At 31.6% G+C, this 15035-nt stretch carries 12 protein-coding genes and 1 pseudogene; 5 read left to right on the plus strand and 8 right to left on the minus strand.

All coding sequences use genetic code 11. The features are described from left to right. Positions 1–27: 27 nt before the first annotated feature. On the plus strand, positions 28–1446 hold the full coding sequence (locus G314FT_RS02345; RefSeq protein ID WP_423837522.1) for an IS1182 family transposase: 1419 nt from the start codon (positions 28–30) through the stop codon (positions 1444–1446). A gap of 60 nt (positions 1447–1506) precedes the next feature. Here the strand turns inward: G314FT_RS02345 and G314FT_RS02350 are convergent, their stop codons facing one another. From G314FT_RS02350 to G314FT_RS02375, 5 genes and pseudogenes are all read right to left on the minus strand, one after another. Beyond that, the gene (locus tag G314FT_RS02350; RefSeq protein ID WP_257701919.1) at positions 1507–1902 is read right to left on the minus strand and encodes a hypothetical protein; all 396 of its coding nucleotides are present in this window, start codon (positions 1900–1902) and stop codon (positions 1507–1509) included. 20 nt (positions 1903–1922) lie between these two features. Next, positions 1923–4520, minus strand: a complete 2598-nt coding sequence (locus tag G314FT_RS10485) for an LPXTG cell wall anchor domain-containing protein (protein WP_279348161.1) — start codon at positions 4518–4520, stop codon at positions 1923–1925. 445 nt (positions 4521–4965) lie between these two features. Then, on the minus strand, positions 4966–5904 hold the full coding sequence (menA, locus tag G314FT_RS02365) for a 1,4-dihydroxy-2-naphthoate polyprenyltransferase (protein ID WP_257701920.1): 939 nt from the start codon (positions 5902–5904) through the stop codon (positions 4966–4968). A gap of 22 nt (positions 5905–5926) precedes the next feature. After that, positions 5927–7021 carry an FAD:protein FMN transferase gene (locus G314FT_RS02370; RefSeq protein ID WP_257701921.1) on the minus strand — a complete coding sequence of 365 codons (1095 nt, stop codon included), beginning with the start codon at positions 7019–7021 and terminating at the stop codon, positions 5927–5929. Positions 7022–7125: 104 nt separating this feature from the next. Further along, positions 7126–7662: pseudogene (locus G314FT_RS02375) on the minus strand (FMN-binding protein); the annotation flags it as partial. A gap of 289 nt (positions 7663–7951) precedes the next feature. Between G314FT_RS02375 and G314FT_RS02380 the strand changes: the two are divergent. From G314FT_RS02380 to G314FT_RS02395, 4 genes are all read left to right on the plus strand, one after another. Further along, a complete protein-coding gene (locus G314FT_RS02380; protein WP_257701923.1) occupies positions 7952–9865 on the plus strand; it encodes an NAD(P)/FAD-dependent oxidoreductase in 1914 nt (637 codons plus the stop codon). Between the two features lie 115 nt (positions 9866–9980). Beyond that, entirely contained in the window at positions 9981–10520 is a 540-nt protein-coding gene (locus G314FT_RS02385) for a Gx transporter family protein (protein WP_257701924.1), read from the plus strand. A gap of 11 nt (positions 10521–10531) precedes the next feature. Further along, the gene (locus tag G314FT_RS02390) at positions 10532–11518 is read left to right on the plus strand and encodes a polyprenyl synthetase family protein (protein ID WP_257701925.1); all 987 of its coding nucleotides are present in this window, start codon (positions 10532–10534) and stop codon (positions 11516–11518) included. 130 nt (positions 11519–11648) lie between these two features. After that, entirely contained in the window at positions 11649–13271 is a 1623-nt protein-coding gene (locus G314FT_RS02395) for an ABC-F family ATP-binding cassette domain-containing protein (protein WP_257701926.1), read from the plus strand. A gap of 34 nt (positions 13272–13305) precedes the next feature. On the opposite strand, the gene G314FT_RS02400 is transcribed toward G314FT_RS02395, so the two are convergent. From G314FT_RS02400 to lepB, 3 genes are all read right to left on the minus strand, one after another. Next, positions 13306–13935, minus strand: a complete 630-nt coding sequence (locus G314FT_RS02400; protein ID WP_117973773.1) for a DUF421 domain-containing protein — start codon at positions 13933–13935, stop codon at positions 13306–13308. 4 nt (positions 13936–13939) lie between these two features. Next, positions 13940–14389, minus strand: coding sequence for a DUF3290 family protein (locus tag G314FT_RS02405; RefSeq protein ID WP_241699635.1), 450 nt, complete (start codon positions 14387–14389; stop codon positions 13940–13942). Between the two features lie 114 nt (positions 14390–14503). Continuing rightward, complete coding sequence (gene lepB / locus G314FT_RS02410) at positions 14504–15034, minus strand: signal peptidase I (protein ID WP_257701927.1); 531 nt, start codon at positions 15032–15034, stop codon at positions 14504–14506. Position 15035: the final 1 nt, after the last annotated feature.

Consider the following 15035-nt stretch of genomic DNA (forward strand, 5'->3'; position numbering starts at 1 on the left):
TGACTATTAATGTTGAAAAAGTAAGACATGAGTAAACGTAATCAAATAGGTTTTTATTCATTAGAAGACTTAGTTCCACAGGAACATCTTTTAAGAGATATAGATAAATACATCGATTTTAGTTTTATTTATCAGCTTGTTGAGGATAAATATGATCAGTCTAATGGACGCCCTAGTTTAGACCCAGTTATGTTAATCAAACTCCCTTTGATTCAATACTTATACGGAATTAAGAGTATGAGACAAACGATTAAAGAAGTCGAAGTTAATATGGCTTACAGATGGTTTTTAGGTCTAGATATCCAAGACTCAATCCCTCACTTTTCAACTTTTGGTAAAAATTACTCAAGAAGATTTAAAGGAACAGATATCTTCGAACAAATTTTTTATGGTATTTTAGCGCAGTGTATAGAAGCTCATTTAGTTGATACGTCTGAGATATTTATTGATAGAACTCATATCAAAGCACATGCAAATAATAAAAAGTATGAAAGTAAAGAAATAACTGAAGACACATTATTTTATGTCAAATCACTTCAAAAAGAAATTGAAATAGATAGAGAAAAACAATTAAAAAAGCCCTTAAAAAGAAAAGAAGAGAGCGAAGAAAATAGAAAGGTTAAAAAGATTAGTAAAATCGATGCTGACAGTGGTTGGTTTCATAAAGGAGAGCATAAACAGGTCTTTGCCTATGCCACACAAGTGGCATGTGATAAAAACGGGTGTGTTGGATATACAATACATCCAGGCAATCAACATGACAGTCGTACTTTTATCTCTATTTACAATAAATTAAAAAGTCATTTTACTTTGGATAAATTAGTGATGGATGCAGGTTACAAAACACCAGGTATTGTCCATTTATTATTTCAAGATAACTTAACACCTGTCTTTCCATATAAAAGACCAATGACTAAGAAAGGTTTTTTCAAAAAATATGATTATGTTTATGACGAATACTATAATCAATATATTTGCCCCAATATGAAAACATTAGCTTATACTACAACTAATCGAGATGGTTATCGAGAGTATAAAAGTAACTCTTATGATTGTATGACGTGTTCTTTAATAAATAAATGTACGCAATCAAAGGATAAGAGAAAACAAGTCCAACGTCATTTATGGGAAGATGATATGGTCCGGTGTGAGAACATACGTCACTCCCTTGGAATGACATCTATCTATAATAATCGTAAACAGACGATTGAGAGATTATTTGGAACCGCCAAAGAATTTCATGGATTACGTTATACCAACTTAATAGGCAAAGAAAAAATGCACATGAAAATTGGGCTTACTTTTGCATGTCTTAGTATAAAAAAATTAGCAAAAATGCTTAAATCAAGAGACCTAGAGGGCTCTATTTTTTTGTCTATTTTTAATTATTTACCTAAATTAATCATAGAATATAAAAAAGACAAACCAATTACTCTGAATGAGTAGTTGGTTTGTCTTCACTCTGAGTAGGCAATTATCACCTACTTTTTATTATTCACTTATTTATTAATTCGAATTAGTACTAGACATTTCTTGATTTTGAGATTTTTTAATCTCTTCTAATTTATTTTCCAAGTCAGTCTTAACATCACTATTATCTAATTTTTTAATTTTATCACTTACGTGAGAAAATTCTTTATCAGTAATATCTGTTCTGTATTTTGTATGATCTCCATTAACAAATAGTGTTTTCATAGCATCTAAAGCAACCTGCAATTGTTTTGTATTATTACTTACTGTCGATGATACTTGAGTTTCCTTATTAGATACTTTTGCATTTGATTGAGGCCTAGAAAAATACCAAACACCTAAAACTAAAACAACGACAATAATAATAATTACAACTACCTTATTAACAAGTTTCTTTGGTTTCTTTGGTTGCTTGTTTCTTTGAGCTTCCATAGATAAATCCACCTAAAATCTTATTTTTTTCTAAAGAACATCATTGCTGATGATAACATTGCTGTTAAGCCACCTAAAACTAGACCTTTTTCTACAGAATCACCAGTTTGAGGTAAAACTTTTGTGTCATTATTAGCGTTAACAGTCTCTGTTTTGGTTGTTACTACCTTATTAGAAGCCGCTACTGGTTTTACTGTATTTTCTTTGTTGTCTTCTTTACCTGGTTTGGTGTTGTCTTCTTTACCTGGTTTGGTGTTGTCTTCTTTACCTGGTTTGTTGTTGTCTTCTTTACCTGGTTTGTTGTTGTCTTCTTTACCTGGTTTGTTGTTGTCTTCTTCACCTGGTTTGTTGTTGTCTTCTTCACCTGGTTTGTTGTTGTCTTCTTCACCTGGTTTGTTGTTGTCTTCTTCACCTGGTTTGTTGTTGTCTTCTTCACCTGACTTCACTAAAGCACGAACTTTATTCATAACTTCTTCTACTTCAGGAGCAGTTTTAACTGCTAAATGTTGATTAGTAAAATCTTTATATTGATCTTTTGTAATTTTGCCTTTTGATAAAAAATCTAATAACTCATCATCTGCTGCTACTCTTGCTTCTGATAAATCTTTTGCTGTAGCTACAAAATTATTAATATTATCTAATTCTGTTTCTGCATCAATTTTATTTGCAAAATAATAATAATCATCTAATGTTAGTTTGCCTGCATGTACTAAATCATTGATTGTATATTTTGCTTCTAATTTAGCATCATTTAAAGCAACTAAATTGTTAGCTGCATCTACCACAGATTGTACTTCTTCTAAACTTTTTGAAGCATCGATTTTTTCTTCAAATGCATAGTAGTCTTCTAATGTTAGTTTGCCTGCATGTACTAAATCATTGATTGTATATTTTGCTTCTAATTTTGCATCATTTAAAGCAACTAAATTGTTAGCTGCATCTACCACAGATTGTACTTCTTCTAAATTATTTGAAGCATCGATTTTTTCTTCAAATGCATAGTAGTCTTCTAATGTTAGTTTGCCTGCATGTACTAAATCATTGATTGTATATTTTGCTTCTAATTTTGCATCATTTAAAGCAACTAAATTGTTAGCTGCATCTACCACAGATTGTACTTCTTCTAAACTTTTTGAAGCATCGATTTTTTCTTCAAATGCATAGTAGTCTTCTAATGTTAGTTTGCCTGCATGTACTAAATCATTGATTGTATATTTTGCATCATTTAAAGCAACTAAATTGTTAGCTGCATCTACCACAGATTGTACTTCTTCTAAACTTTTTGAAGCATCGATTTTTTCTTCAAATGCATAATAGTCTTCTAATGTTAGTTTGCCTGCATGTACTAAATCATTGATTGTATATTTTGCTTCTAATTTTGTATCATTTAATTCTGCTAATGCTTGTGCTTTTGCTACTACTGCTTTTGCTTCATCAGCTGTTGTCGCTGCATCAATTTCTTCTGCAAATGGATAGTAATCTTCTTCTTTTAATTGACCAGCATACACCAAATTAGCTACTTCTTGTTTTGCATCTTTTTTAGCTTGACCTAACTCTGATGCTTGGTTTACAGATGATATAACTGATTGGATTTCTTCCGAAGAAGTTGCTGCATCAATTTGTGCTTCAAATGCATAATAATCTTCCAATGTTAAACTACCTGTATGAACGAATTCGTTCACTGTATGTTTTGCTGCTTCTTTTTCTTCATTCAAATTAACAAATGCTTTTACTTCTGCTACGATAGCATCAACATCTGCTACTGTTGTCGCTGCATCAACTTTTGGTGAAAATACATAGTAGTTATCTTCTGTTAATTTTCCAGCACGTACTAAGTCTGCAAGCTCTTGTTTTGCTGTTACTTGTGCTTTGTTTAAATCAGAATTTGCAAAAACATTCGCTGCATCTTCAACTGCTTTAATATCTGTAGCTGTATTTGCAGCATCAACTTGATCAGCAAATTCGTAATATTTATCTACTGACATCAAGCCTGAATGATATAATTGAGCAATATTAGCTTTAGTTGTTTCTTTCAAAGCTGCTAAATTTGCTGCTACAGTATTTTTGGCTTCCTCAGCTATTGCATGTGCTGCTTCTGAGGTTTGTGCTGCATCAATGCGTTTAGCATATGGAAAGTAATCGTCTTCTGACATTTGTCCTGCATAAAATAAATTAGCAACATCTTGTTTTGCATCTTTTTTAGCTTGTTCTAAATCTTCATTTGATGAATTAGTTCCTTCATTTGATGAATTAGTTCCTTCATTTGATGAATTAGTTCCTTCATTTGATGAATTAGTTCCTTCATTTGATGAATTAGTTCCTTTATTTACTAAAGCAGTTACTTTATTTACTACTGCTTGAATGTCTTCTGAAGAAGTTGCTGCATCAATTTCTTTTTCATATGTATAATAATCTGTTAATGATAATTTTTTATCAAGTACGAATGCATTAATAGCATATTTAGCATCTTGTTTTTTTGATGTCAAGTCATCTTGTTTAACTTCTTCCGTAGAATTTTGGACACCATCTTGATTGTCTTCCGCATGAGATACCATTGGGGCAACAACTGCTCCAGCTAACATTGCTAATGTTACTGTTGTTAACTTAACTTTTTTCATTTTATAAATCTCTCCTTAGTGTTAAATTATTATATAAACTACACAAATATTATAACATTAAACAACATTAATTCAATATTTATACATAAAATAGTTCTTTTTTTACATTTTTTTATCAAAAAAACACGTTTTATAAATTTTGTTTATTTTAATTTAATTATTTGATTATATTTAGTTCTTTTTTAGTTTATTATATTTTTATATTCAATTTATAACTATTTTTTTATTTTTAAAGACAAAAAAAACAAACGAAGTTACATCGCTTGTTTTTCGTCTATTTTTGATTATATTGTTTCTACTAAATTTTTTAATTCTTCAATAGAGTTCGCTGCATCTATTTTTTCTTCAATGACATAATAGTCTTCTAATGAAATTTTTCTATATGTATTAAATCATTTACTTCATATTTTACTTCCATGTAAAACCACTATAAAATGCTTTTAATCTATTTTCTTAATAATAACCCCAACAGTAAACCAATAATCTGCGATCCATTAAACAGCACTAAATTTTTTATTGCCACAGAAAAAGTGGTTGCTTTTTCTTGTTTTTGGTTGAATAATGACACATTCTTTTTAACTATAGGAAAGGTTAATAACACAACTAGCATGCTCCAATGGTAAATTCCAACTAAAATACCTAGTATAATCACAATATAACAACTATACATCAGCAAATCAAACAGATACACACCTTGTTTTCTACCTATATAAAAGGGCAATGTGTAGCGATGATTTAAAATATCTTGATCTAAATCACATAAATTATTGGCTAGCATAATATTGGCTATAGTAAACATCATAGGGACCGAAGCCCAGACACTAACGATTAACTCTTTGATATCACCTGATAATAAAAATTGTCCATTTAAAAAATTGAGTGATAAAAATCCTGTATCATAGATGTTTAAATACAATGTGATAAAAAATATCCCAAACCCCATTGTGACACCACTAAATAACTCTCCCAATGGCATTCTTGATAGCGGTACTGGTCCAAATGTATAAAAAATACCGATTAAAAAACATAAACCTCCCATAGGCAATAGTAACAAACTAGTCCGAAATACAAGCCACAACCCAATGATGCTTGAAAAAGTAATCATCGCAATAATCATATTTCGAACTTTCAATACTTCCAACCCAGCTTTTCCAATAATATTAGTTGATTGTTGATAACTATCATCTTTTGCTTTTAAATAATCCATTAAATTATTGATGGCAGTGGTTGCCATATCAAATACAAACATTCCGATAAAAAACAAACACATATTAAACCAATTCACTTGACCAAAATAATATAAAGAAAATAACAACCCAATAAAATAAGGAAAAACACTTGCCAATTTCGTCCGAATTTCTACCAACTCAAAAAATACTTGCATATATAAACTCCTCCTTTCAAATCTACTTCAAGTCCTTAATGTCTTTGATTTTATACGGAGAATCTTCATTTAGTTTGAAATTATTTTGCAGTCCTTTACTAATATATATATCATCTTCTTTAGTTATAAAAATCGCATCCACTCCATCTAAACTGTCAACATATGCCATCCCTTCTTTGACTCCTTTAGAAAAAACAGCCGTTGATAAAGCATCTCCTGCGATAGAGGTGTCAGACACAATTGTCACACCAGCAATGTCATTATCAAATGGATAGCCCGTTTTTGAATTGAATAAATGATGATACACATCATCACCAACTTTTAAATAGCGTTCATAGATACCTGACGTTACAAGTGATTTGTTTTTTTCTTCGACAGTCCCAACCACTGTGTTTCTTGCTTCATTAGGATCTTGAATACCCACTTTCCAATCTCCTGATTCACTCTTAGGATTATTTCCTAAAACATAAACATTTCCACCTAAATCAACGATAGCGCTTGTCACACCATTTTCTTTTAAAACATCCACTACTTCATCTGTGATATAGCCTTTAGCTATTGCTCCTAAATCCAAACTCATTCCTTTTTCTTCTAAATAAACAGTTTGGTCTTTATCATTTAAAATGACTTTTTTATAGTCCACTTTTTTTAGCTCTTGATCAATTTCACTTTGTTCTGGTTTTCTTGCGTCATCAAATCCAATGTGCCACAGTTGAGTAATAGGACCTATAGCTAAATCAAAGCCCCCATTAGAATCTTCTGTATAACCAACAGCTGCTTTAATTAAGTCATATACATCAGAACTTACTTTAACAGGCTTAATACCTGCTTGTTCATTAATTTCATCCACCTCTGAACCTTTTTCATTTACTGTTATTTCTCTATCCAACACACCAATGCGGTCAAAAGCTTTCTTTAAAACATCTTTTTTTCCTTCATTATATATTTTCACTTGGACATAAGTTCCCATTAAAAATTGTCGCTCAGAATAAGGCTCTTTAATAAGTTTTTCTTGTTTTATTTCGGTATTCTTTTCTGTTTTTTTATCTGAACAGCCTGCCACTAACAAACTGGTTAATGCTAATAATACAATACTAGTGGTTAATTTTTTTTTCATCTATGCTTCCCTCGCTAATAAGAATATTAAAAATAAAAATAGTGGCAAACTTAATAGCTTGCCACCCATTATTTTAACAAAAGTTAACTTTAGTTTTCTACTTGGTTGTCAATTTCAATTGTTTTAGTGTCACCTTTTTCAGCTGCTTCAATTAATTGTTTTGCATATTCTTTAAAGCTATCTGTTGAGTGAGTTGCTCCTGTAATTGTATCAATATCTGAAGGATTTTGTTTATCTAACAACTCTTTGTTTAACTCAGGAATGTATTTTTCTGGTGAAGTTTTAGCTACTTCTTCCATTTTTTTGTTGTATTCAGCATCTTCTACTTTAGATTTACCATCTTTATTTACGTTGTCGTAGTTAGATTCAGTAATTTTTCCATCTTTTACAACGATAGTAAATACAACACGGTAACCATTGTTATAATTTTTTTCTTCTAATTTGTATTCACCATCTTTTAATTCTCCAATTGTCATAGATGATTCTTCTGTTGTTGATGAATCTTTTGCGACAACTGAACTTGATGCTTCAGTACTTGATGAAGCTGCTGTATCATCTTTTTTATCTCCACCACAAGCAGCTAATAGGACTGTTGTTAACGCCAACATTGTGACACCTGACACTAATTTTTTAATTTTCATATGAATAACCCACCTTTTTAATATTCTTTGTGAACTTCTAATCACTTGTTATTTTATAACATAGTAACTAAAATTGCAACGCCTTTCAATAACTTTATTCAATTTTTCACATTTTTCTAATCCTACTCTTAATTCCTTTTGTTTTCAATAAAATCAAAGATTTGTTAGACTTTTATTTTGAAAAACTGTATAATTGTAAGTAATTGTGTAAATCTTTTCACGTTGTCATTATTTATTTATATTCTGCACAATTCACAAACTATGTTACATAAATAAAGGAGAGTATTTTATGACAAAAACTGAAATAGTTATTGTTGGAGCAGGTTATTCTGGGATAGCTGCCACAAAGATGTTATCAAAAAAATTGAAAAAAAATCCTGATGCTCATATCACATTGATTGATCGTCATTCCTATCAAACAATGATGACAGAATTACATGAGGTTGCTGGGGGACGTGTTGAACCTGAAGCAATTCAATATGATTTACAACGCTTATTTTGTAAACGTAAAAATGTAAGCATTGTAACTGATACTGTCACAACGATTGATAAAGAGAAAAAAGTGGTGAAAACACAGCAAGGTTCTTATTCTTTTGACTACCTAGTCTTAGGTATGGGAGGAGAACCTAATGACTTTGGTACACCTGGTGTGAAAGAACACGGGTTTACATTATGGTCAATGGATGATGCCATTAAAATAAGAGAACACATCGAGCGTACCGTTGCTTTAGCAGCAGTTGAACCTGATGAAGCAAAACGTAACGCCATGTTGAATTTTGTTGTTTGTGGTTCTGGATTTACTGGTATCGAGATGGTCGGTGAATTAATCGACTGGAAAGATAGATTAGCTAAAAACAACAAAATTAAACCAGAAGACATTAACTTAATGGTTGTCGAAGCAGCACCAACGATTTTAAACATGCTAGATCGTAATGATGCGGCTAAAGCTGAAAAATATCTAACAAAAAAAGGTGTTAGCATCTTAAAAGATATGCCAATCGTTGAAGTCAATGAGGATCATATCGTATTAAAATCCGGTGAAAAAATTCCAACACACACATTAATTTGGACTGCTGGTGTCAAGGCAAACAGTGACGCTGAAAAATTTGATATACCTGCTGCTCGTGCTAATCGTTTGGTTTCAAACGAATACATGCAAGCAAAAGGATTTGAAGACAAAGGAATTTATGTGGTTGGAGATTTAGTTTACTTTGAAGAATCTGACAAAGAAAACCGTCCAACACCACAAATCGTTCAAGCTGCTGAACAAACAGGTTTGTGTGCAGCAAAAAATATTTTAGCTACTATCAACGGCACTGAAAAAGAAGCTTATAAAGGAAAATATGATGGCTTCATGGTATCCATTGGTTCTAAGTATGCTGTTGCTTGTGTCTTTGATAAATATCATTTAAGTGGATTCTTTGCGATGTTAATGAAACACATCATCAATTTACGTTACTTCTTCGATATTCGCTCAGGATACTATATGTTCCAATACATCATGCATGAATTTTTCCGAATTAAAAATGAACGTAACATCTTCAGAGGTCATACTTCACGTAACAGTAACGTCTTATGGTCAGTTCCTTTGCGTATTTTCTATGGTTGTGTTTGGCTAGTTGAAGCTATGAAAAAAGTAGTTGGGAATGGTAAAGTATTACAACCTAGCACATGGTTTGGCGATGGATCATGGTTTACCAATACAGTAGCGTTTCCATTTGAATGGTTACAACCTACTTCTGATGCAACATCTGGGGCATCTCAAGCCGCCGAAACAGCCGCTACTGCAACACCTGATCCAACTTTTGGTCTAAGTTATGCATTTGGTGAAGAACCTATGCTAGTCTTTAAATCAATGCCTGATTGGTTTGGTTCAATCATGAAATTCATGATGCCAAATACTGAAGTCGCATTGTTTATGCAAAAATTTATGACATTATTTGAAGTGGCTCTAGCTCTTGCGATTATCGTGGGATTATTTACTTGGTTAGCAAATGCAACCACTATTGTTTTAGTTGTAATGTTCTGTTTATCAGGAATGTTCTACTGGGTAAACATTTGGTTCTTATTCGTAGCATTCGCCTTAATGAATGGTTCAGGTCGTGCCTTTGGATTAGACAAATGGGTTATACCATGGATCCAACGTAAATTAGGTAATTGGTGGTATGGAGATGTGAAATCTCGATACGGAGAAAAATCATAAACCTAAAATACGTCATAAGAAAGTTCTAGAAATTATTTTCTAGAACTTTCTTTTTATTCAAAGTATTGCACAATGAATAAATTGATAGTATTCTCACTATGATAGGAGAATAATCATGTCCAAAAATAAAAAAATTATCTATATTGCGTTACTTGTTGCTCAAGGTGTTATCATAGGATTACTTGAAAATATGATTCCCTTCCCTTTTGCCTTCGCTCCTGGAGCAAAATTAGGTTTAGCTAATTTAATCACCATCATCGCAATTTTTACTATGCCTATGAAAGATAGTTTCACATTAGTGGTTTTAAGACTATTTCTAACCACACTACTTGGAGGAACTGTTTCTACCTTAATGTATAGTGCTGTCGGTGCTTTTCTAAGTTATTTTGGGATGATCTTCCTAAAACAACTAGGACCAAAACGTATTAGCACTATTGGGATTAGTGCATTTGGCGGATTTTTACATAATGTAGGACAATTAATTGTGGCAAGTTGGATTGCTAAATCGTGGACGGTCATGTTATACCTCCCCATTCTATCATGGATTGGGATTTTAGCTGGAATTGCCATTGGGATTGCTGCAAATTATTTAATGCAACATGTTAAAACACTTCAAGAATTTCAATTAGCTTATGATAAACACACTCTAAAATAAGGAGACTATTGATGGAACCTCATGCTATGTGGACGTCATATCCGTCCTTAAAAAAAGATTTACAAAAAACACTTAATCTCATTTCAGATTCTATCTCACTACCTAATAAAGAAGTCGAAGAGGCTATATTAGCTATTTTTCATTCTGGCGGCAAATTATTACGTCCTGCGTATCTACTATTATTTGCTGAATTTGGTACAAAAATAGACAAAAAGAAAACCATCGCTCTAGCTGCTGCAATAGAAACCTTACATACAGCCACTCTTATTCATGATGATATTGTTGATGTAGCTGATACAAGACGTGGCACAGCAACCCTAAATTCAACCTTTAGCACAGACGTTGCGGTTTATTCTGGGGATTACCTTTTTATTATTTGTTTTAAATTATTAATTCAATATCAAAGTTCTCTAAAAAGTATTGAACTCAATACAACTAGTATGGAAAAAGTCCTACTTGGTGAATTAGGACAAATGAGTGAACGATATAATATGAACGTTACAATTGATGATTATTTAGCCAATATTACAGGTAAAACAGCTGAACTATTTGCCTTAAGTTGTTTTGTTGGTTGTTATGAAAATGGTGGTGGAAAAAAACTGGCAAATAAATGCCGCGAAATTGGTAAAGACATCGGTTTAGCCTTTCAAATTGTAGATGATATTTTAGATTATTCACAAAATGAAGAGACTCTTGGTAAGCCTGTTTTAGAAGATGTTCGTCAAGGTGTTTACAGCTTACCTCTGATATGTAGCATTACTGAACACCCGCTTCTTTTTGAACCAATATTAAGTAAAAAAGAAAACATGACGCAAGAGGATGCAAAACGAATCCATGAGTTAGTCATTGAATGTCATGGTGTTGAGAAGGCCTATGACTTAGCTTCTCACTATACTAATAGGGCACTAGACACTATCCAATCATTACCAAATAATCAACAACAGACTAAAGAAACCATCTATGAAATCACGAAATCGATTTTACAACGAACGTTTTAAACCTTAATCTAGCAACAGATTAAGGTTCTTTTTATTCATATGGTTGCACCAAGTGTTTAAACCCGATATAATCGGGGAGATACGATAGACATTACAACAACACTAATAAAGAAAAAGTGAGGGATTTATTTTGATTACTGTTTCAGATGTAAGTTTACAATTCCCGGATAGAAAACTATTCGACGATGTAAATATAAAATTCACACCAGGAAATTGTTATGGATTAATTGGTGCAAACGGTGCTGGAAAGTCAACTTTCTTAAAGATACTTTCAAATGAAATTGAGCCATCAACTGGTTATGTTGCACTAGGACCAGATGAACGTCTAGCTACTCTTAAACAAAATCATTTCGATTATGAAGATGAAACGGTTATAGACACTGTTATTATGGGACATAAACGTCTATATGAAGTCATGCAAGAAAAGAATGCCATCTATATGAAAGAAGATTTTTCTGATGAAGATGGGATTAAAGCTGCAGAACTTGAAGGAGAATTTGCCGAATTAAATGGTTGGGAAGCTGAACCAGAAGCGGCAAGTTTACTACAAGGTTTAAATATCACAGAAGACTTACATAGTCTAAAAATGAGCGAACTAACAGCCGGACAAAAAGTAAAGGTATTGCTTGCTCAAGCACTATTTGGCCAACCTGATGTATTACTACTAGATGAGCCAACAAATGGTCTTGATAGAGAGTCTATCGCATGGTTAGAAGAATTCTTAATTAACTTTGATAATACTGTTATTACCGTTTCCCATGACCGCCACTTTCTAAATAAAGTATGTACACACATGGCTGACTTAGATTTTGGAAAAATCAAACTGTATGTTGGGAACTACGATTTTTGGTTAGAGTCTAGTCAATTAGCAGCGAGACTTCAAGCTGATCAAAACGCGAAAAAAGAAGAAAAAGTCAAAGAATTACAAGCCTTTATCGCAAGATTTAGTGCCAATGCCTCTAAATCTAAACAAGCAACTTCTCGTAAAAAAATGTTAGAAAAAATCGAATTAGATGATATTCAACCATCATCTCGTCGCTATCCATTCGTTGGATTTAATCCCGAACGTGAAATTGGAAATGATTTATTGCAAGTTGAAAATATTTCTAAAACAATTGATGGCAAAAAAATTCTTGATAATGTCTCTTTCACATTAAGAAAAGATGACAAAGTAGCTTTTATCGCAAAAGATGATATTACCACAACGATTCTTTTTAAAATTATTATGGGCGAAATGGAACCTGATTCAGGAACAGTTCGCTGGGGTGTAACAACTTCTCAAGCTTACTTACCTAAGGATACAACAGATGAATTTAGTAATAACATGACCATCGTGGATTGGTTACGCCAATATGCTTCAAAAGAAGAAAATGATAATACATTCCTACGTAGTTTCTTAGGACGTATGTTATTCTCTGGAGAAGACGTACTAAAACCTGTTAATGTTTTATCTGGGGGAGAAAAAGTTCGTTGTATGTTATCTAAATTAATGCTATCTAAAGCAAACGTACTAGTGTTAGATGATCCTACAAATCATTTGGACTTAGAATCAATCACAGCACTAAATGATGGCTTAATTTCCTTTAGTGGTTCCATTTTATTCGCTTCTCATGACCATCAATTTATCCAAACAACTGCAAATCGTATCATTGCTGTTTCTGATCAAGGAGTAATTGATCGTGCTGATACCACGTATGATGAGTTTTTAGAAAATCCTACTGTGAAAGAACAATTAAAAAAGATATTCAAATAAAAAAATGAGTTATGCAAAAGCATAACTCATTTTTTTAATCATATAAACTAAGAATTAACTCACCATTTACCCATTCACCTAAGTAAACATTTTGGACTTCAGCTTCTTGTTTATTTAATTCATTAAATAACCAAGATTCATCTCGTTCAATCATTTCTAACACTTCCTGATTAATGTATCCATTCGTAATTATAGGGTATTTAACATTTTCTTCTCCATATAAAATAATAGTCAGCTGACCATTCTGTTCTTGGATTGCACGTTTTACTGAACGCGTTTCATAAACATTAGAGGTTCTTAACTTAAACATTAAATCTGTAGCAGAAATACCATGTTTTGTACACTCATCAACTAATACTTTACCATTTTTAATTAATGTTGTAGGATAACCATCTATCATTTTCTTCACAAGAGCGACATTTTCCTTAAGGTACTTAAATAACGTTACCAAAAATGTCCACATCACCAACACTAAAAAATATTGTAAGATTGATATTTGTGCATTATAGATCATCCCACCTATAATACCCCCTAAAACAAAGTTCTGTAATTGATCAAGAGGAGAGGTTGGTGCTAAATTAGCTTTTCCTAATAAATTCATTTGAAAAATTAACGTGATAATCCCAATAGCTAGTTTTATTCCTATATCCAAATATTCCTTCATGTCATCACTTCCCTGTTACTTTTATTGATTCATCATTTACTAATACTGTATCTTCTAACTTAAATGTCGTAAAATCACTATTAAAATTCACTTGATAATATTTATTATTGATTTTTAATACCATTTCATCTTTTAAATACTTATAATTAACACTAATTGTCTCAGGATCAACCAATTTCTTTTTACTAACAGCATCTAAAAAGAATAACATTTGAGAATAGTTCCCTTTTTCAGCTTTCCCCTTTTGATAATCATTTGTTTGTATTCCAATTAAAAAAACTAGTAATAAAGACAATAAAATAATTAAATCACGATATTTTAATCGACTTTTATTTTTAGACCGTCTTAAAATAAGCAATAGTACTATCAATAAAATTAATATAACTAATAAATATTGATAAATATGGCTATTACTAGACTGATTAACAAAATAATTATATGTAAAAAACTCCATTTAGCCCAACTCCCTAATTAATTATAATAATATTATACTATCTTTATTAACTAATAACACATGTAATATATAATAAAAGACGATTTAAATCGCAACATTTAAATCGTCTCATCTTTATTTAGTATGAATAATAGTGATTAATTTCCCTTTAATTTCGTCACGATGAATTAGACCATAATACCTACTATCATTGCTAAACGGTCTATTGTCACCTAATAATAAATACTCATCTCGAGGTATACTATTAAGCTCTCCAAAAGTACTCAACGTAAACGAATCAGTATATAATTGATTGTTATCATGTTTATAAACTGATTTATTAATAAGAAAAGGTTCTTCAAGTGGACTGCCATTAACATATAATACATCATCAGAATAAGATATAAATTCTTCTGGTAATCCTATTATACGTAAAAACACCAACTGACTATTTATTTGACATAATACTATATCAAAACGTTGTAATCTCATATTTTTTTTTACTAATACCACATCTTTTTTTTTTAGTGTAGGAGCCATTCTATTATCCGATACAATTGAGACTCTATAAAATAACTGAGAAAAGCATAGTAAACATATGACAGTGATCAAAACAGATAGGAATAAACGCCGATAAGACAGTCGTGTTATATACTTTTTTATCATA

This window comes from Vagococcus luciliae (assembly GCF_024637875.1).
GTDB classification, from domain to species: Bacteria; Bacillota; Bacilli; order Lactobacillales; family Vagococcaceae; genus Vagococcus; species Vagococcus luciliae.